Annotated in this window: 18 protein-coding genes; 16 read left to right on the forward strand and 2 right to left on the reverse strand. The window is 38.5% G+C overall.

Translation table 11 applies throughout. The features are described 5' to 3' along the window. The first annotated feature begins 29 nt into the window (after window positions 1–29). The 6 genes from MWU56_RS01095 (at window position 30) to MWU56_RS01120 (ending at window position 8,671) form a co-directional block, all read left to right on the forward strand. Entirely contained in the window at window positions 30–1,286 is a 1,257-nt protein-coding gene (locus MWU56_RS01095; RefSeq protein WP_247041360.1) for an MFS transporter, read from the forward strand. Further along, window positions 1,286–2,131: an ROK family protein gene (locus tag MWU56_RS01100; RefSeq protein ID WP_247041361.1), complete on the forward strand. Its 846-nt coding sequence runs from the start codon at window positions 1,286–1,288 to the stop codon at window positions 2,129–2,131. Before MWU56_RS01095 ends, MWU56_RS01100 begins: the two co-directional genes overlap by 1 nt. Window positions 2,132–2,152: 21 nt before the next feature. Further along, a complete protein-coding gene (locus tag MWU56_RS01105) occupies window positions 2,153–4,807 on the forward strand; it encodes a hypothetical protein (RefSeq protein WP_247041362.1) in 2,655 nt (884 codons plus the stop codon). Window positions 4,808–4,892: 85 nt separating this feature from the next. Then, entirely contained in the window at window positions 4,893–6,326 is a 1,434-nt protein-coding gene (locus tag MWU56_RS01110; RefSeq protein WP_247041368.1) for an SLC13 family permease, read from the forward strand. Window positions 6,327–6,450: 124 nt separating this feature from the next. Further along, window positions 6,451–7,293: an ATP cone domain-containing protein gene (locus tag MWU56_RS01115; protein ID WP_247041370.1), complete on the forward strand. Its 843-nt coding sequence runs from the start codon at window positions 6,451–6,453 to the stop codon at window positions 7,291–7,293. 7 nt (window positions 7,294–7,300) lie between these two features. Further along, window positions 7,301–8,671 (forward strand): MBL fold metallo-hydrolase RNA specificity domain-containing protein, encoded by a 1,371-nt coding sequence (locus MWU56_RS01120; protein ID WP_247043671.1) that lies wholly within the window; start codon window positions 7,301–7,303, stop codon window positions 8,669–8,671. 10 nt (window positions 8,672–8,681) lie between these two features. Here MWU56_RS01120 and upp read toward each other — a convergent pair whose 3' ends face one another. Beyond that, entirely contained in the window at window positions 8,682–9,335 is a 654-nt protein-coding gene (gene upp / locus MWU56_RS01125; RefSeq protein WP_247041372.1) for a uracil phosphoribosyltransferase, read from the reverse strand. A 200-nt stretch (window positions 9,336–9,535) separates the two neighbouring features. On the opposite strand from upp, the gene MWU56_RS01130 reads away from it, so the two are divergent. The 3 genes from MWU56_RS01130 to MWU56_RS01140 all read left to right on the forward strand — a co-directional run bounded on the left by MWU56_RS01130 (window position 9,536) and on the right by MWU56_RS01140 (window position 11,723). After that, window positions 9,536–10,444, forward strand: coding sequence for a DnaJ C-terminal domain-containing protein (locus MWU56_RS01130; protein WP_247041374.1), 909 nt, complete (start codon window positions 9,536–9,538; stop codon window positions 10,442–10,444). Window positions 10,445–10,450: 6 nt separating this feature from the next. Then, complete coding sequence (locus MWU56_RS01135) at window positions 10,451–10,741, forward strand: chaperone modulator CbpM (RefSeq protein ID WP_247041376.1); 291 nt, start codon at window positions 10,451–10,453, stop codon at window positions 10,739–10,741. A 160-nt stretch (window positions 10,742–10,901) separates the two neighbouring features. Then, window positions 10,902–11,723, forward strand: coding sequence for a universal stress protein (locus tag MWU56_RS01140; protein WP_247041378.1), 822 nt, complete (start codon window positions 10,902–10,904; stop codon window positions 11,721–11,723). On the opposite strand, the gene MWU56_RS01145 is transcribed toward MWU56_RS01140, so the two are convergent. Then, a complete protein-coding gene (locus MWU56_RS01145) occupies window positions 11,724–12,131 on the reverse strand; it encodes a hypothetical protein (RefSeq protein WP_247041380.1) in 408 nt (135 codons plus the stop codon). An 84-nt stretch (window positions 12,132–12,215) separates the two neighbouring features. On the opposite strand from MWU56_RS01145, the gene MWU56_RS01150 reads away from it, so the two are divergent. The 7 genes from MWU56_RS01150 (at window position 12,216) to MWU56_RS01180 (ending at window position 18,863) form a co-directional block, all read left to right on the forward strand. After that, window positions 12,216–13,745, forward strand: coding sequence for a PAS domain-containing sensor histidine kinase (locus MWU56_RS01150; RefSeq protein ID WP_247041384.1), 1,530 nt, complete (start codon window positions 12,216–12,218; stop codon window positions 13,743–13,745). After that, the gene (locus MWU56_RS01155; protein ID WP_247041386.1) at window positions 13,723–14,772 is read left to right on the forward strand and encodes a response regulator; all 1,050 of its coding nucleotides are present in this window, start codon (window positions 13,723–13,725) and stop codon (window positions 14,770–14,772) included. The genes MWU56_RS01150 and MWU56_RS01155 overlap by 23 nt, the downstream gene beginning before the upstream one ends. An 87-nt stretch (window positions 14,773–14,859) precedes the next feature. Continuing rightward, window positions 14,860–15,693, forward strand: a complete 834-nt coding sequence (locus MWU56_RS01160; protein ID WP_247041394.1) for a universal stress protein — start codon at window positions 14,860–14,862, stop codon at window positions 15,691–15,693. Window positions 15,694–15,843: 150 nt separating this feature from the next. Then, on the forward strand, window positions 15,844–16,686 hold the full coding sequence (locus MWU56_RS01165; RefSeq protein WP_247041396.1) for a universal stress protein: 843 nt from the start codon (window positions 15,844–15,846) through the stop codon (window positions 16,684–16,686). 9 nt (window positions 16,687–16,695) lie between these two features. Next, window positions 16,696–17,514, forward strand: coding sequence for a universal stress protein (locus tag MWU56_RS01170; protein WP_247041397.1), 819 nt, complete (start codon window positions 16,696–16,698; stop codon window positions 17,512–17,514). 55 nt (window positions 17,515–17,569) lie between these two features. Then, window positions 17,570–18,421: a universal stress protein gene (locus MWU56_RS01175; RefSeq protein WP_247041399.1), complete on the forward strand. Its 852-nt coding sequence runs from the start codon at window positions 17,570–17,572 to the stop codon at window positions 18,419–18,421. A gap of 13 nt (window positions 18,422–18,434) precedes the next feature. Next, on the forward strand, window positions 18,435–18,863 hold the full coding sequence (locus MWU56_RS01180) for a hypothetical protein (RefSeq protein WP_247041401.1): 429 nt from the start codon (window positions 18,435–18,437) through the stop codon (window positions 18,861–18,863). Window positions 18,864–18,872 lie beyond the last annotated feature (9 nt).

An 18,872-nucleotide genomic window follows, 5' to 3' on the forward strand; every position in this document is an offset into this window, starting at 1 on the left:
TTAATTTAAAAATAACCAACCAACTTACAATGGAGAACAGCAAGCCCACTACCAAAAGATATATCCATATTATTGGGTTGGTGATGATCGTATTCTTTGTAATATCCTTCATTACCAATATACTGAACTCAATAATCGTGGATGTTAAGGATAGCTTTGATCTTAGCCTTACATTAACCGGCCTATTGCCATTTACTTTTTTTATAGCATATGGCATTATGTCCATACCGGCAGGATTTTTATCCGAAAAGTATAGTGAAAGGACTTTGCTTTCAGTTTCCTTTTTGGTCATGGCGCTTGCTTCTTTGGGTTTTGCATTGTTGCCACAGTATGGTGTTTTTAGTATAACCCTGTTTGTTCTGGGTTGTTGTATGGCTGTGCTTCAAGTTATTATAAATCCAATGCTTCGAATTGCAGGCGGTGAAGAACATTTTGCATTTAATTCGGTATTGGCTCAATTGGTTTTTGGAGCTGCCTCGTTCTTAAGTCCTTATTTGTACAAGTATTTGGTAAGTAAGGAAAATAATGGAGATACAATTGCAGATATGCTGCGTGGATGGGTGCCACAAGATTTACCTTGGGCATCGCTCTATATTGTTTTTGCATTAATTTCTTTAGTGCTGTTTTTCTACGTGTTTTTCACTAAATATCCAAAATTTGAAAAAACCGAGGATGAAAAAGCGGGAGATACTAGTTCTTATTGGGATCTATTAAAAAACAAATGGACAATCCTCTACTTTTTGGGAATATTTTGCTATGTGGGTACGGAACAAGGTGTGGGAAACTGGATTTCTCAGTTCTTAAGTCAGTATCACGGACTTGATCCACAGACCGTTGGGGCTAACACAGTGTCCTACTTTTGGGCTATGTTGACTGTTGGCTGTTTGCTGGGTCTATTGCTGTTAAAATTTATGGATAGTAGAAAATTGTTGATTATCGCAACATCCATAACCATTATTTGTCTTGTTTTGGCCCTTACCGGCTCGGCAAATATGGCTTTGATAGGTTTCCCGATGGTAGGTTTTTTCATTTCTGTAATGTATTCTATTATCTTTTCCTTGGCGTTGAACTCCGTCAGGGAACACCACGGTTCATTATCGGGCATTCTTTGTACCGGTATTGCAGGAGGTGCTGTAATCCCGTTTATTGTGGGAGGTTTGGGAGAAGTATTATCGTTGCAGACTGGAATGTTCTTTTTGATCATTCCACTCGGCTTTATCCTCTCGATAGGCTTCTGGGCAAAACCATTGGTAAACAATAAAACTATCAGCTTAAAGAAAGATTAGTGAAAAAAGGAACAAGAACAGTTTTGGGGGTTGATATAGGAGGCACCAAAATCAAAACAGGAAGGGTCTTGGGCAACGAAGTGGTGCAGACCGGTTTTTCAAACGTTATCAAGGATGATTCTGAAGAAGCTTCCCTTTCAACATTATTTGAAACGATTGCAGAGGTTATGACCGATGGTGTCGAAGCGATAGGTGTTGGTGTTCCTGCTGTTGTAGATGCAGATTCTGGTATCGTGTACGACGTACAGAACATTCCTTCGTGGAAAGAAGTACCATTAAAACAACTTTTACAAAAACAATTCAACGTTCCAGTTTATTTAAACAATGATGCCAATTGTTTTGCATTGGGGGAAAAACACTTTGGTAAGGCTATAAACCACAAAAATTGCGTGGCCCTTTCCTTGGGCACAGGCCTGGGAATGGGTATTATAATTGAGAATAAGTTATATAACGGTGTTTTGTGTGGTGCAGGAGAAGTTGGTATGCTTCCCTATAAAAACGGTATTCTAGAGCAATATACAGGTAGCTTCTTTTTTGAAGATAATTATGGTGAATCGGCAAAATCGATGTATAACAAAGCTTTGGAAAATAACGCCGATGCATTAGCTGCTTTTAATGATTATGGGGAGCACTTAGGAGAAGCCATCAAGAGTATTCTATATTTATTTGCTCCAGAGGCAATAATACTTGGCGGTTCAATAAGCAACGCATATCCATTTTTTAAACCTTCCTTGGAAAAGGTTCTGGGTTCATTTGCCTATCAAAAACAATTGGAAAATTTTAAAATAGAAACATCAGACCTTGTGGATTCGCCTATTTTGGGTGCAGCTGCACTATGTCTGTAAAACAATAACCTTACTATACAAATGAGAATAATAATAACAGTACTGTTGGCATGCTTTCTGCTAAAATCCTGCTCTCAGCCCAGTGCTATCGGAAAAAAGGTAAGTATTACCGTTGAAAACAATAAAAAGGGAGCTCCCATAACTTTGGGAATACCTTTTCCAAAAGGAGAATTGAGCTCAGTGGACCATCTACGTTTGCTGACATCCGACGGTACGGAAATTCCGACCCAAACCACCGAAGTAAGCAATTGGGCCCCAATTGATGATAGTGTTAAATGGGTATGGGTCTTCTTCTTTGCAGAAGAAACACAAGATTATATTTTGGAATATGGAGAAGGTGTTGTACCGATGCTGCCGGAAGAGAAAATCGTTTCAACAAACAATATGCGACCAGCCGGTGGGATAGATGTTACTACTGGACCGATATCTTTTACGATCCATAAAAAAGGAAATGGCTTTTTGGATGAAGTATTTTTAGACTCCAATATGGATGGGGAGTTTACGGAAGAAGAACTTATAGCATCCTCACCGGAAAAGAATAGAGGTTCTTTTTTCGACCTTCTTGATGATGCAGGTATAGATGCTTCAAAAGCAATTATCAACGAGGTTTTCAGGGAAAAAGGATCAGGTCCAATGCACACTATTTTTAGGATAGAAGGCACATACACCTATAGTAGGGAGGACAATAATTTATCACCATTTACCATTTGGTTGCACGCATATGCAGGTAAGAGCTATATAAAAGTATTGCACACGATGACCTATACAGGTGTTCCGGATAAGCATAAACCTCAAGAAGGACAGCATGCCAATATCGCAACACAGAATAAGAAGATTCTTTCTGAAAACACAGAGGATGACATGGGTTGGACACAACCTAACGATCAAATTGCAGGAATAGGACTTCAACTTAAATATCATTTAGATGATAATGTAAGTGTCTCAATGCCCTTATACGATGGGTCATGGAAAAATGATGAAGCGAATACGGTGATGGAAGAAGTGACCGTGGAAAATGAAGCACCCGTTCAATTATTACAGAAAGGACCAGGGTATAGAAACGCTACCAGTCTTAGAAGCTTATATTTGAACTCCTTTGAGAAAGATAATGACACTGATGGTTCAGAGGATAAATTAAACTTTGAAGCTACCGTATCCAGAGGAGAAGATGGTTTGGCAAAATCCAAAAGAGCTAAAGGTTGGATCAATGTAACGGATGGAAAACGAGGAGTTGGTGTAGGTATCAAGAACTTTATGAAAGAATATCCTAAAGGAATCAAAGTTGACCCTGCTAACAATATGCTCTTAGGAAGTATCTGGCCAAAAGAAAACGGCCCAATGAGCTTTGCAAGACACAATACCGAACCCGATGGGGGAATGCTTGGCAATTTTGCTCAAGGTATTACTAAAACCACGGAATTTATTTATTACTTCCATGATAATGATACTACGGAGGATGTAGGAGACAAAATGGAATATGTTATAGAAAGCCCAGTGGCACATGCCACACCAGAATGGTATGCCAACTCCAAAGTATATGGAAATATGGCACCTGCTTCAGAAGAACATCCAGAATTTGAAAATGCCTTACAGTACAGATACCAATGGTGGGCATACAACCAAAAGAACGAACCATGGTATGGAATGTTCAATTATGGAGACGGCAAAAGTTACTTCTTCGATGGTAGATGGGTACAATGGACCAACAACGAGCCCACTGTGGATTTTATGTTGTGGACCAACTTTATGCGTACGGGCAATCCTAAATATTACAAAATGGCTCAAGCTATGAGCAGGCACACTATGGATGTGGATAATATACATTGGCCCAAAAAACGAACCTATTATGGTGAGATTAATGATGCAATCGATTTTTGGAACTATGAGGACGAACCGGAATCCACTCCTTATTTAGGAATAGGAAGAAGGCATGCCAACCAACATTGGTATTCGCTTTTAAGTGCCCATGTTTGGGTTCAAGGATGGATAGCGGATTACTATATATCCGGTGATCATAGAGCATTGGAAGTAGCCAAAATGACTGGCGATACTTATATCAACCGTATCTGGGGAGATCATGATTTAAGAGGTAGAAGATTATATCTATCCGTTCTTAACTTGGTTGAGCTGTATGATGCCACTAAATTGGAGAAATATAAGGTTGAATTGGACGATAGGGTAAGGCAGATGTTGGAACTCCAGGAACGACAAGGAGGTAATTTATTGTTGGACAGATATGGTTATTCACAGACCTATGTAGCACAAGGACTCTATAAATACCAACAGATTACTGGTGACGAAAATGTTAGAAAAGCTTTGTTGAGACATGCACGATGGGTACGAGATGTACCACCGTTGAATCATGAAATGGAGTCTTATTTGGCCACCATTTACCCCTTGCTTCTCGGTTATGAGATCAGTGGTGAAAAATCGTACTTGGATGAAGCATTGACAAGAGCAGAGAAGCTCAAAGTTGGTGTATTGCCAAAGACACCGGACGAATATGAGTCCGCAGAAGCCTATAGTAAAGACCTTTTGGAAATTTCTAATCTACCTATGAGTAAGAAGAGATTTACCAATTGGCAAACAAATCAAGGACTTCGTGTGTTTGGTTGGACACACGCATACAATATTCCTTATTTAATCTACTGGATGGATAAGGAAAATATAGACTAAATCTAAGTAATCTTCTTAAGGGGATGGTGTAGCCTTAGGGTCATCATCCCTTTTTATTTGCACATAATTTAATAATTGAACACCTATGTCTTACAAGAAATTTGGTTTTGTATTAGGACCGCTTCTTTTCGTTTTAATTCATTTCTTTTTTGGGGACGAAGCACTTTCGGAACAAGGTAAGAATGTATTGGCAGCTACTGCCTGGATTGGTATTTGGTGGGTATTTGAGGTACTTCCCATTGCGGTAACCGCACTGCTTCCAATCCTACTGTTCCCGCTATTGGATGCCGTGGAGTTAGGAGATACTACCGCAAGTTATGGGCATAAGTATGTTTTTCTCTATTTAGGAGGGTTCATTCTGGCCGTAGCTATAGAAAAATGGAACCTTCATAAACGAATCGCATTGCAGATCATTAAAACCATAGGTACCAACATGTATACCATTGTCCTTGGTTTTATGGTGGCAACAGCCTTTCTTTCCATGTGGATTTCCAATACCGCAACCACAGTTATGGTACTACCAATGGCCATATCAATTGTGAAACAGTTAAAAGATAATCCAGAAACGCCAGAAGATGAGAACAAGGTTTTCAGTAAATTATTAATGTTGGCCATTGCCTACGCAGCATCGATAGGTGGTATTGCTACATTGATTGGTACACCCCCGAATTTGGTGTTGGCCGGATTTGTTCAAAAAACATATGGGGTGGACATTAGTTTCTGGCAATGGATGAAATTCGGATTACCTGTATCATCTGTACTTTTGGTGTTGGCATGGTTGTACTTAACAAGAATAGCTTACCCTTTGAAACAATCCCGTTTTCCAGGTGGTAAAAAAGAAATAAATAGACTATTGGCAGAACTTGGACCATTGGGTAAAGAAGAAAAATTGGTTTTATTTGTTTTTGTACTCACTGCATTTTGCTGGATAACTAGGTCTTTTCTATTGCAAAAAATAGTTCCAAATATCGATGATACGATAATTGCCATTGGTGCGGCCATTCTTCTTTTCATAATTCCAGCAAACAGGTCGGGCGAGCCTCTGATCAACTGGAAGGAAGCCGTGCAAATTCCATGGGGAATCATTCTGTTGTTTGGTGGAGGTATGGCCATAGCCAAGGGTTTTCAAGAAACCGGCTTAGCCAATTATTTAGGTGGTCAAATGGCTTTTTTCGATGGTTTGCCCTTGTTTGTATTGCTCTTGTTGATTATTACCTGTGTAAATTTTTTAACAGAGGTCACATCCAATCTGGCTACTACAGCCATGTTGCTCCCCGTTTTGGCGCCATTGGCCCTAACACTGGGCATAAACCCATATTTGTTGATGGTAGCTTGTACATCAGCGGCCTCATGCGCATTTATGCTCCCGGTTGCCACACCGCCAAATGCAGTGGTTTTTGGGTCTGGATATTTACGTATTCCCGATATGGTGCGTACTGGTTTTTTAATGAATCTACTTTCCATAATTATAATGGCTTTAGCAGTATTCTTTATCTTACCGTATCTATGGGGGCTTTAATCATACCTGGTGCTACTTTTTTGTAGAACATCTATAATGGAATAAAGTTTATAGCTTAATTGGATATTCACCAAAGTTGAGGAAAGTCATATTGCTGTTCTCAAAGGATATGTATTTTAGTCATATGCTAAGTAACGAAGTCCATATTACCAAATCGTCGGGTGAACAGGCCAAATTTTCCATTGATAAATTAAAAAAATCGCTTCAACAAAGTGGGGCGACTGAAAAAATAGTTCAGGGTATTGTAGATCAAGTACAGGATGAACTATACCCTGGCATCTCAACAAGAGAAATATATAACCGTGCCTATGCGCTGTTAAAAAAGAAAAAATCGATCTACGCATCCAAATACAAACTAAAAAAAGCGATTTATGAACTTGGTCCCACAGGTTTTCCTTTTGAGAAATTTATAAGTGGTATTTTACATTACTCAGGATACCAAACCAAAGTAGGAGAAGTGTTGCAGGGCACATGTGTTTCCCATGAAATAGATGTTTTGGCCATAAAAAATGAAATTTTGAATGTCATTGAGTGTAAATTTCATGGGGATGATGGTCTAAAATGTAATGTAAAGATTCCTTTGTATATCAACTCTAGATACCATGATGTCAAAGGTCCACTGGATGTACAGAAGAAAACATCCTTTGAAAGCACCAGAGGTTGGTTGGTTACCAACACCCGGTTTACCCAAGATGCTTTGGAATATGGAAAATGTGTTGGGCTCTATCTCTTAAGTTGGGATTATCCTCATGGAGATGGTCTCAAGGAAAGGATCGATAGATTGAGGCTTTACCCCATCACCGTATCCACGTTATTATCTGGCAGAGAAAAACAGTTTTTATTGGAGCGGGATGTAGTTCTTTGTAGACAATTGGAGAAAAATAGTTTTTTGTTGGATCATCTAGGGGTTTCCAATAGTAGGAAACAAAGAATTCTAAAAGAAATGAAATCACTGTGCAACTCATAAAACGATGATGAAAAAACTTCAAGTTCATTTTTTAGGTGGAGCTGGCACCGTAACAGGGTCAAAGTTTTATCTGCATACCGAAGAAATCAAAATTTTGGTGGATTGTGGATTGTTCCAAGGCATAAAGGAATTAAGAGAGCAGAACTGGGAACGTTTACCAGTAGACGTTTCCCAAATAGATTATGTGTTGCTTACACACGGACATTTGGACCATTGCGGATATTTGCCCCTTTTGGTGAGACAAGGATTTAGAGGCACTATATTGGGAACACCACCCACACTGGAAATTGCAAGAATAATACTAGAGGATAGCGCAAAAATACAGGAAGAGGAAGCAGAAAAAGCTAATAAAGAGTCCTATAGTAAACATAATCCGGCCTTGCCATTGTATACCAAGCAAGATGTTGTTTTTACATTAAAGTTCTTTCAGCATGTGGAAGAAGGCGATACTGTGTCCTTATCAGACCATTGTAGCGCAACTTTTATGTACAATGGACATATAATAGGATCTACGTATATTGAAATTAACCTTTATGGCAAACGGTTAGTTTTTTCCGGAGATGTGGGCCGACAAGAAGATGAACTGCTCGATCCTCCAAAACAGCCAGAGTGGGCAGATTATTTGTTTGTGGAGAGTACGTATGGTGATAGGCTTCACCCTGAAGAAGATGTAGGACAAATTTTGACCAAACTCGTAAATGAAACCCTATACAAAAAAGGAGTCTTGATTATCCCTTCCTTTGCCGTAGAACGCTTACAATCGTTAATGTATCAATTGTGGAAACTCTACAAAAAAAACAGGATTCCCAATATTCCCATTTTCGTTGATAGTCCCATGGGAAATAATGTGCTGGAGGTATTTAAAGACTTTCCGGATTGGCATAAACTTACCCCAGAGGAGTACAGAAATATGTGCAATCATATAACCATAGTGAGTTCATACGCTGAAACATGGGAAACTATTGATGATCCACGGCCAAAAATTGTAATTGCCGGGAGTGGTATGGTTACAGGGGGGCGGGTGCTCACCTACATAAAACAACTCGGGGAAATGGATACTACCACTATTTTACTTGTAGGCTTCCAAGCAGAGGAAACCCGGGGCAGAAAGCTGCTAGAAGGTACTTCGGAACTAAAAATTTATGGAAAACATGTTCCAATTAATGCAACGATCAATCATTTGGAAAGTTTATCTGCCCATGCGGATCAAGCAGAATTATTGACTTGGATGGGTGCTATAAAAAACATCCCTGAAAAAGTATTTTTGGTTCATGGGGAAAAAGCCGCCATGGAAACCTATCGTTTTACAATTCAAGATAAATATGGGTGGAAATGTCATGTGCCCAGCATGAACGAAGTTGTCGAAATTTTACTATAGGAAGGAGAGGTTATAATTTTTCCCCATAACTTAAGTCTCCAGCATCACCCAATCCAGGTAATATGTATCCCTTGCTGTTAAGGTCGTCATCAACAGAGGCAATCCATAGCTGCGTATCTTTTGGAAATACTTTTTGGATTTTGGCCACTCCGGATTTGGAACCGATTACGGAGATAATATGGATTTGTTTAGGGGTACCATAACCTTTAAGGGAATCGAGGACATTTTCCAAGGTTTTACCAGTTGCCAACATAGGGTCCGTTAATACCAATATTTTACCATCAAGAGCGGGTGCGGCCAAGTATTTTACTATTACTTCAAAGGTATCATCATTATTGGGATGATGTCTGTAAGCTGAAATAAAAGCGTTTTCAGCTCCATCAAAATAACTTAAAATACCATGATGGAGAGGAAGCCCAGCCCTAAGAACGGAGCAAAGCACTAAATTGTCCGAGCATAAAAAGGATTTTTTGGTTCCCAACGGGGTTGTAATTTCTTTTTCATGGTAATCCAATGACTTGCTCAATTCGTAGGCAAGCACCTCTCCAATACGCTCAATGTTTCGCCTAAAACGCATAGAATCCTTTTGGATATCCACATCACGAAGTTCAGCTATAAAAGTGTTGAGCACTGAATTGGTCTGGTCAAACTGATGAACGATCATAGTCCTGGGAATTGTTTTTTAAAGGTAATTGTTGTTGATAAGATATAAAAATGAAAAACTAATCTGTAATTTTTTTCCTAGGGTACTGATAAAAATCATTGTAAAAAAAGAAGTTTTTTTGCCAAATTTGATGGTGTGATTCACTCGAATTAAATTCGAATGATATAAGGTTTTATAAATTCAGATTTCTATATCGACCTATGGATTTTATTGATTATTACAAAGTATTGGGGATTGATAAAAAAGCGACTACCGACCAAATCAAAAAGGCGTATCGTAAGCTTGCCAGAAAGTATCATCCAGATTTAAACCCAAACGACAAGCAAGCCGAGAAAAGCTTTAAGCAAGTAAATGAAGCAAACGAGGTGTTGTCGGACCCAGAGAAGAGAAAAAAATACGACGAATACGGGAAGGATTGGCAGCATGCTGAGGAATTTGAGAAAGCGAAGAAATCACGAGCGCAAGGCAGACAAGGTGATTATTCTGGATACACGTACGGTAGTTCCGGAGAATCGGCACAAGATTTCTCTGATTTTTTTGAGTCTATGTTCGGTGGTGGATCAGGGTTTAGTTCGGCTCGGCAAAAGGTTCGGTTCAGAGGGCAGGATTACAATGCGCAGCTTCAATTATCCTTAATGGATGTGTACACGACACAAAAACAGACCCTTACAGTAAACGGTAAAAATATTCGATTGACCATTCCAGCAGGTATCGAAGATGGGCAGACCATTAAGATAAAAGGTCACGGAGGGCCTGGTACGCAAGGCGGACCCGCTGGTGATCTGTACATTACTTTTTCAATTGATAACAACACCGCCTTTAAACGGGATGGGGCAAATTTGTATAAAACGGTGCAAATACCTTTGGTAAAAGCCGTGCTAGGAGGAGAGATACAGGTAGAAACCTTAACAGGGAAAGTGAAACTAAAAGTTGCCCAGGGAACAGATAGTGGAACCAAAGTAAAACTTAAAGGGAAAGGATTTCCCAAATATAAAAAGGAAGGTCAATTTGGAGACCTCTACCTTACCTATGTAGTTAAAATACCAAAGAACCTAACACAAGAACAAAAATCACTGTTCCAATCGTTGGAAAAAACCAACCTAGAGTAAAAAGACATGAAAAAAGAAAAATATATATCCATAAAAACGTTTTGTGAGCACCATGGGGTGGGGGAGTCCTTTGTATATTCCTTGTACGAATATGAAATTTTGCAGTTGGAGCATAAAGAAAATGAAGGAATGCTGTACATGGAAGACCTTCCTCTTTTAGAAAAAATGGTGCGTTTGTACAATGAGCTAGATATTAATCCAGAAGGAATACAGGCCATACACCACCTTTTGGGACAAGTGGAAAGTCTGCAGCAAGAAGTAGCGTCATTAAAAAGAAAATTGAACACCTTGGAATGATGTAGCCAATGGATAACATGACCAAAATCATGGGAATTGATTGTCCCAAACTGTAATTTTAAGAAAATGTAACAAATAGATATGGTTTAAGAAATAGATGTTTTTAAAACATTTATCTCGTCTTAAGGAAGAGAACCACTTTATCTTAACAAAGTAAGTCATGAAAAAAATATTGGTTCCTGTCGATTTTTCAAAACATTCGGAATATGCTCTGGAAGTTGCCGCGAACATAGCAAAGAAACATAATGCCAGTATAGTTTTGCTTCATATGATTGGTATATCCGATTCAGTTTTGGCCAATTCCGAAATTGCAGAGGAGGCAGAGGCCAAATATTATTTAAATCTGACCAAAGAAAAAATTAAAGAAACCATCGAGAAGGAGTACCTCAAAGAGGTTTCGGTGGAAGCCGTTATTCAAAATTATAAAGACTTTAGCGAGGTGAACAACGTAGCCCAAGAACAGAATTGTGATCTAGTTGTGATGGGCTCCCATGGTACCAGTGGTATAACGGAACTGTTTGTGGGCTCCAATACCGAAAAGGTGGTGCGCACATCTAATCTGCCCGTTATTGTGATAAAAAAACCACATAAAGACTTTACGATAAAAACAATGGTATTGGCCTCGGATTTAGACAAAGCGAGTATCCCGGTATATGAGAAGGCCGAAGCGTTTGCAAAATTATTCTCAGCTACATTGGAAGTTGCCTACATAAATACTTCCGGCGCACATTTTATGGGTTATGATGATGTAAAAAAAAGAATGGAAAACTTTCAAAAAGAACTGGGCAAGAAAATCAATGTTAAATTTTACAATTACCATAGTGTAGAACGTGGAATCTTTAACTATTGTTATGAGAAAGATGCGGATTTATTGGTAATTCCAACACACGGTAGAAAGGGTCTGGCTCATTTTGTTGTTGGAAGTTTGGCCGAAAATGTAACCAATCACGCTAAACTCCCTGTTATGACCATTAAGCTCTAATTATTTGATGAAGAGCAATTGCAAGCGCCCCAGTAAAATAAGTTCCGATTTATTGTTGCCGTAAAATGAAGCAGCTATGGCTCTGGATGTGCTCATAGTCAAATTTTTGATTGCTGTGGTGAACAGTGTTTTATGATTGTAGTAGAATTTCTCGAATTCTTCATAAATTGCATCATTGTCTTTTTCGTACTCCAAGAGCCAATCAAACACAGAAATTATCTGAAAAGCGGCATCGTTCCCATATTCGTCTTCAACCTTATCTACATCTAACCAATGATTGCGTACAACCTCATTAAGTTTTTCCATCTCCTTTATATGTATACTGTGGTCCGCCATGGCTACAGCGTAGAATAATTTCCCCAAATTTTGATAAAGTTCATTTCTGAGTTTTTTCTTGGATTCCAGCATTTTATTAAATTTTATGATTAAAAATAAATATACTCAAGTAAATAATTTTTCAACATGATCTAAATCAGTAAATTTATTATCGTTTTGGAACTATTAGAGAAAAGTAACGTACTGGGCATGTTATCGGAGGTTATCTCCGAGGGTATTATTATTGTTGATGAGCAAAGGCAGATTACTGCCAGTAACAATGCTGCCAATATAATGTTTGCTTACGAAGCTGGGGAACTTCCTGGCAAGTCGTTGGATATCTTGATTCCCAAGCACGCCAGGAGCAATCACGAGACGAAGGTCGCTCACTTTATGTCCAAAGGGAAGGCACGTCAGATGGGGCAAGGTTTAGATTTGGTAGGCCTGCGAAAGGATGGCGAGGAGTTTCCCCTTGAGATAAGTCTCAGCCCATTTGAACTACATCGGAAAAAGTACGTGCTGGCACTCGTAATGGATATAACCGAAAGAAAGAAAGCCGAACAGACCATAGATTATTGGTTTCAGATTTTTGACGAATCGCTGAACGAAATTTTTGTATTCGATACATCCTCTTTTGTTTTTATTAATGTAAACCGTGGAGCCCAACTCAATTTGGGGTACACCATGGAAGAGCTGAACAAGATGTCCGTATTGGACATTAAACCAGACGTTGGATTGGAAACCATGAAGCGATTGCTTTCCCCCTTGTTGTCCAAACGGAAACAAAAAGTAATTTTTGAATCTCTCCACAAACGCAAAGATGGAACCACATATCCTGTCGAGGTTCATTTACAGCTTTCATTTATTGGGAAACGACAAGTTTGTGTGGCCATTGTTTTGGACATTACGGAAAGGAAAAATTATACAAAACAGTTGGAGGACACGGTAGCGGAACGTACCCAACAATTACAGGAGGCCTTAAAGGCAGAGAAAAAGCTTAATGAACTAAAAACAAAGTTTCTTTCACTGGTTTCCCACGAGTTCAAAACTCCCTTGACCAGTATACTCACGTCCACCTCGCTCTTGGGCAAATACACCGAGTCGGACCAGCAAGAAAAGCGGGATAAACATATCGTGACAATTAAATCCAAGGTGAAGCATTTGGACAACATACTTACCGATTTTTTATCCATAGAACGGTTGGAGTTGGGAAAGGTAAGCTACACAATTACAACATTTCCTCTTAGTAAATTGATAAATGAAGTGGTGTATGATTCCAATACGCTCTTAAAAGAAGGACAGCGCATTCGTTACCCCAATAACATTGATGGGGTTGTGGTTGAGTTTGATGAAAAAATATTAGGGTTGGCTTTGTCGAATCTTGTGCACAATGCCATAAAATACTCCCCCGAGGATACCGATATCGAATTGAAGGTGTCTCAAGAACGAGAACAACTTAATATCCAGGTTGTAGACGAAGGTTTTGGAATACCCTCCGAGGATCAACCGTTTGTTTTTGACAGATATTTCAGGGCCAGCAATGTACTTACGGTTCAAGGTACAGGAATAGGGTTGAATACTGTAAGGCAACATATGCACAATCTAGACGCCAATATTACTTTTAAAAGTAAATATGGGAGTGGTTCCACCTTCACATTGCACATACCAATAAACAAAAAGCAAAATGAAAAAAATTTTACTGGTTGAGGATGATACCTCGTTGCGCGAAAATGTAGCCGAACTGTTAGAATTGTCCGGTTATAATGTGACTACAGCATCCAACGGAAAAGTGGCAGTGGAAATAGCAAGAGAAGAGCACCCGGATTTGGTACTCTGTGATATAATGATGCCTGAAATGGATGGGTATGGCGTGTTGGAAGAACTATCATCAAAAGAGACCACTAGGGATATACCATTTATATTTGTCTCCGCTAAAACAGAAAGACAAGATGTTAGAAGGGGAATGAACCTAGGTGCCGATGACTATTTGACAAAGCCCTTTGAAGAAGAAGAACTATTGTCGGCCATTGAATGTCGTTTGGAAAAAGCCGAGCAAATGAAGGCTATTCTTGCTGAACAACCAAATAATAAACAGCACGGTAACGAAATTAAATCCCTTAACGAACTTAAGAACTTTTTTGACGATCATGGGCAATTGCTTTCCTTTAAAAAAGATGAAACCATTTATTCAATAGGTGATCATTCCAATATGGTTTACCTTGTTCTTAAAGGAGTTATAAAAAGCTGTGCTTTGGACGAGCAAGGAAAAGAATTGATCACAACTATATACTCAGAAGATGATTTTTTGGGGTTCACTTCCTTGACAGAGCATTTACAACATCAAGAATATGCAATAGCGATTGAAAATGTGGAGTTGGCTGGAATATCCAAAGAAAAGGTGAAAGCGATTTTAGAGGATAACAAAAGGGTTTCGTTGGAGCTAATGGATGTCATTACCGGTGATTTGGCAAACCTAAAAAAACAATTGCTTCAAATGGCCTATAGCTCGGTACGAAAAAAAACTGCACAAACACTTGTAATGTTCTGCAAAGCAATTAACAGGGACAAGCAGGGACCCTTAAAAATTGCACGGAGTGATTTGGCAGGGGTGGCCGGAATTGCCACTGAAAGCCTAATAAGAACTCTTTCCGACTTTAAAAACGAAGGCCTTATTGCCATTGAAAACAGAAATATCCGAGTACTCAATAGGGAGGAATTGGAGCTTGTCAATTAAAAATAATGGGTCATAAATGACACAAATGATATATATCATTCCGTTTTTTTAAACGAATGACAAACTTGTGCCATTAATTTATGACAAATGAAGAATATTCTGCTCCCAACAGATTTTTCCGAAAATTCGATACAGGCCTTAAAGTACGCTCAAACACTATTTGCCTTTAAGGAATGTAACTTTTATTTGCTGTATGTAGGGACCTTATTGGACACACAAAAAGACGAGAGTACCTTTCAACTAGACAGTGAGTCCATTGTAAGCACAAAGACAAAATTAACCGATCTCGTAAAAAATATTAGAAGAAGCAATGCCGAGACGAACCACTCTTTTTTTGCTTTGCATGAGTATGGTTTTTTTATTCCCACCATTAAAAAGCATTTGGAGGAAAAAAATATCGACCTTATTGTTATGGGAACCAAAGGAGCCTCGGGAATTAAGGAAAAAGTACTCGGTAGTAATGCAGGAGATGTCATAACCAAGGTACAATGTAACACACTTGTAGTACCTGCCCAAGCTGAATTGTCCAAGCCTCGGGAAATTGCTTTTCCCACGGACTTTAATATTTTTTACTCTTTAGAGATTTTGCGTCCCATGGAAGAAATGATACGTCTGGGCAAAGCACATTTTAGGATTATGAACGCTTTAAAAGTTGGTGATGTCCTAAACGAAGAACAAGAGAAGAATAAGGAACACCTTTTGGATTTTATGGAAGAAACATTTCCAGAGACGCATAGTTTTCACACGATAACAAACCAAAAAGTAAAATCGGCAATTCAATGTTTTGTGGAGAGCAGAGAAATTGACATGATGATTATGGTAGCCAAAAACCTGAATTTTATTCAACAGATACTGTTCGATTCGATTGTGGAGCAACTTAGCTTTCATACCAAGATACCCTTCTACGTAATTCACGAATAACCTTTTTATAAAAAAGTTTAATTTCAATTTAAGAATTGATGGAGCAAGGTTCGTTTTCTTTCAATTTTTAGGATAGGTGATGTAAATCATAGTATAGGACCAATCTAGTAAATAGCTTTGTTATTAATATGCATGTTAAATAATTAAGCCATGATTAAAGTTGTATTGCCAACAGATTTCTCCGAAAATGCCTTTAGTGCCATTTCTTATGCAGTAAAATTATTCGAAAAATCTACCTGTATATTTTATTTGGTACATGCCTATACCCCACCAGTTTATAGAGCAGACTATGCTTTGGGTAGTCCAGGACAATTGGGTTTGCCGGACACCGAAAAGTATAAGGCAGAGGAAGCTTTGGATAAAATTCGAACTAAAATTAAGACAAAGTTCAATGTGCCAACACATGACTTTGTTATACATGCTGCGTTCAATTCTTTAGAGGATGAGATTGCTTCTATTTCCCAAAAGGAAAACATCGATTTGGTGGTTATGGGGACCCAAGGAGCAACAGGTGCAAAGGAAATCCTTTTTGGCTCCAACACCATACATGTGATACAAAAAACGGGAATACCGGTTCTGGCGGTTCCCTCGGATTATGAATACAAGCCACCATTCAATGTTTTGTTTCCAACGGATTACGAAGTGGATTATAAAAAAGCCAATGTTGACTTTTTACTAGAATATTGCAAACTATGGCGTTCCAAACTCCATATTATGCATGTTACCTCTTCCGATGGGCTTGATAGTGAACAGGCTGCTCAAAAAACCGATTTGGAAGGAATGTTACTGGAGCAAAATTACCAGTTTTACGACTTGCCCGACCAAGAGTTGATTAGTGCCATCAATGGATTTCAAAAAGAGAACCCAGTGGAACTATTGGCCATGGTAAAGAACAAACATTCGTTTATTGAGCGACTTTTTGTGGAGCCCATAATCAAAAACATTGGTCTTCACGCCAAAGTTCCTTTTTTGGTCCTTCCATATAACAAATAAGTAAATAACATGTTACAGATTTTAGTACCTACCGATTTTTCGAATAACTCCTACAATGCATTATACTATGCAGCAAGGTTGTTTAAGAACAAACAATGCGCGTTCCATATTGTGAATGTATGCAGTACCACCACCAATACGGATATAAATTTGGCCAAACTGGAGTCAGCCCAAGGGTTGGATGCTTTGGTTCATAGGTTAATAAGAGATACAGGAGAGAACAAAGCTCACACTTTTAAAAAGATTTCTTTATGCTCGGATATGTCCAAAGGAGTGTCGCACTATGCTAAAGAGAACAACGTAGACCTCACCGTTATAGGAAATAAGGCGAAAGAAGAGGTTAAAAATATATTGTTCGGCAACAATGCGATGCAGTTGGTAAGGGAAATAACTAACTGTCCGGTATTGGTTGTTCCATTGGAAATCGATTTTAAACGTGTGGATAAAATTGCATTCACTTCAAATTATTCCAATCCTATTGGAGAGGATAATATCAAAACAATCAAGTTCTTCAGTAGTTTAATGGATAGCGTTATCGTGCCAATGAACATAGATGAAAACAAGGATGAGGTTTCCGTGCAACAAAACAAGGCCAATTTTCTTGAGGCAATTTCCGATAACAGTTCCAAAGAAGTGGAGTTGCCCATATTTGACGGCAAAGTGAACACCATTTTAGAATTTGTAGATCTCTGGAGCATAGACATACTTGTCATGGTTTATTATCCACATCACTTTTTCTTAGAATTTATTGGTAAGGGAATAATAAAAGAATTGAATACTAAACTAAAGGTGCCATTTTTGATTTTACCCCATACCCATAATTTATGAATATCATAGTACAACATGTTGAAACACTGTAGATTTTACATAACAGAAAATAACCATGGATAAGAGAGTTTTATTGCCAACGGACTATTCAAAAAATGCATTGAACGCAATTAGATATGCAATGGAACTGTACAAGAACGTTCGATGTGAGTTTTATGTACTCAATGCCTTTCACATCTCAGGATATACTCTGGATAGTATGAGGGTTCCCGAAACCGAAGAACCCTATTATGAAGCCGCGAAAAAAGAATCCGAAGAAGAGATGCAACGGTTGATGAAAATGTTGGAACTATACTCACAAAACGACAAGCATAAATTCCACACCATTACAACCCTCAATAATTTTATTCAAGCTGTTGAGGTTGTAATAGATAAGAAGGATATTGATATGATTGTAATGGGAACCAAAGGAATAACTGGCTCCACGGCACGGATATTTGGCTCCAATACTGTAAATATAATGGAGCAGATAAAAGAATGCCCGGTTATTGCAGTGCCCAACAATTATAGGTTTGAAACATTAAGGGAAATAGTATTTCCCACAGACTATAAAACGCCCTTTAAAAAGAAAGAAATTGGCGATTTGATAGAGTTATCCAAAATACACGATGCAAAGATCAATGTAGTTCATATTGATAAGGACAAAGAAGAACAACTGGGAAGAAAAGAAAAGGAAAATAAAGAATTGTTGCAAGAAATATTACAAGGGACAGATTATGAGATGCATTTTTTGCAATCGGACAAGATAAGTATGGGAATCAACAATTTTATAGGGAACAATGACTGTGATATGGTCGCTTTTTTAAATAGAAAACACTTGTTTTTAGAAAGTGTCCTTACCAATCCTTTTGTAAAAAAGATTGGATTTGATCCCCAAGTACCAATTTTGGAAATGAACGATAACTAAAAAAAGAAGCATTATGATACAAGTGGGAATTTGGCTGGATAAACAGGAGGCTAATGGAGTAGTACTGGAAAACGGAAAAGAGAGTATTTTCAACATTTCTTCGGAACTGGATTTTTTTAATCCCAAAGGTGGGTCGAGGTCAAAAACCAAATGGGGTCCGCAAGAAGTGGTCCATGACAGTAAGTATCTTGAAAGGGAAAAACACCAATTAAAGAATTATTTTGAAAAGATTGCCGATAAAATTTCCAATGCGGACCAAATAGCCATTTTTGGGCCGGCCGAAACACCAGAAAAGTTTGTAAAAACCCTAGAAGAGAACCATCCTGGATTGGCAGCCAAAGTATTAACGACCAAGACAGTAGACAGTATGACGCAAAATCAGTTTAAGGCATTGGCAAAACAGTCCTTTGGAATAGACGACCGTTATCCTGATGCCACGTAATAAAGATGG

Source organism: Allomuricauda sp. F6463D, from assembly GCF_023015965.1.
GTDB lineage: Bacteria > Bacteroidota > Bacteroidia > Flavobacteriales > Flavobacteriaceae > Flagellimonas.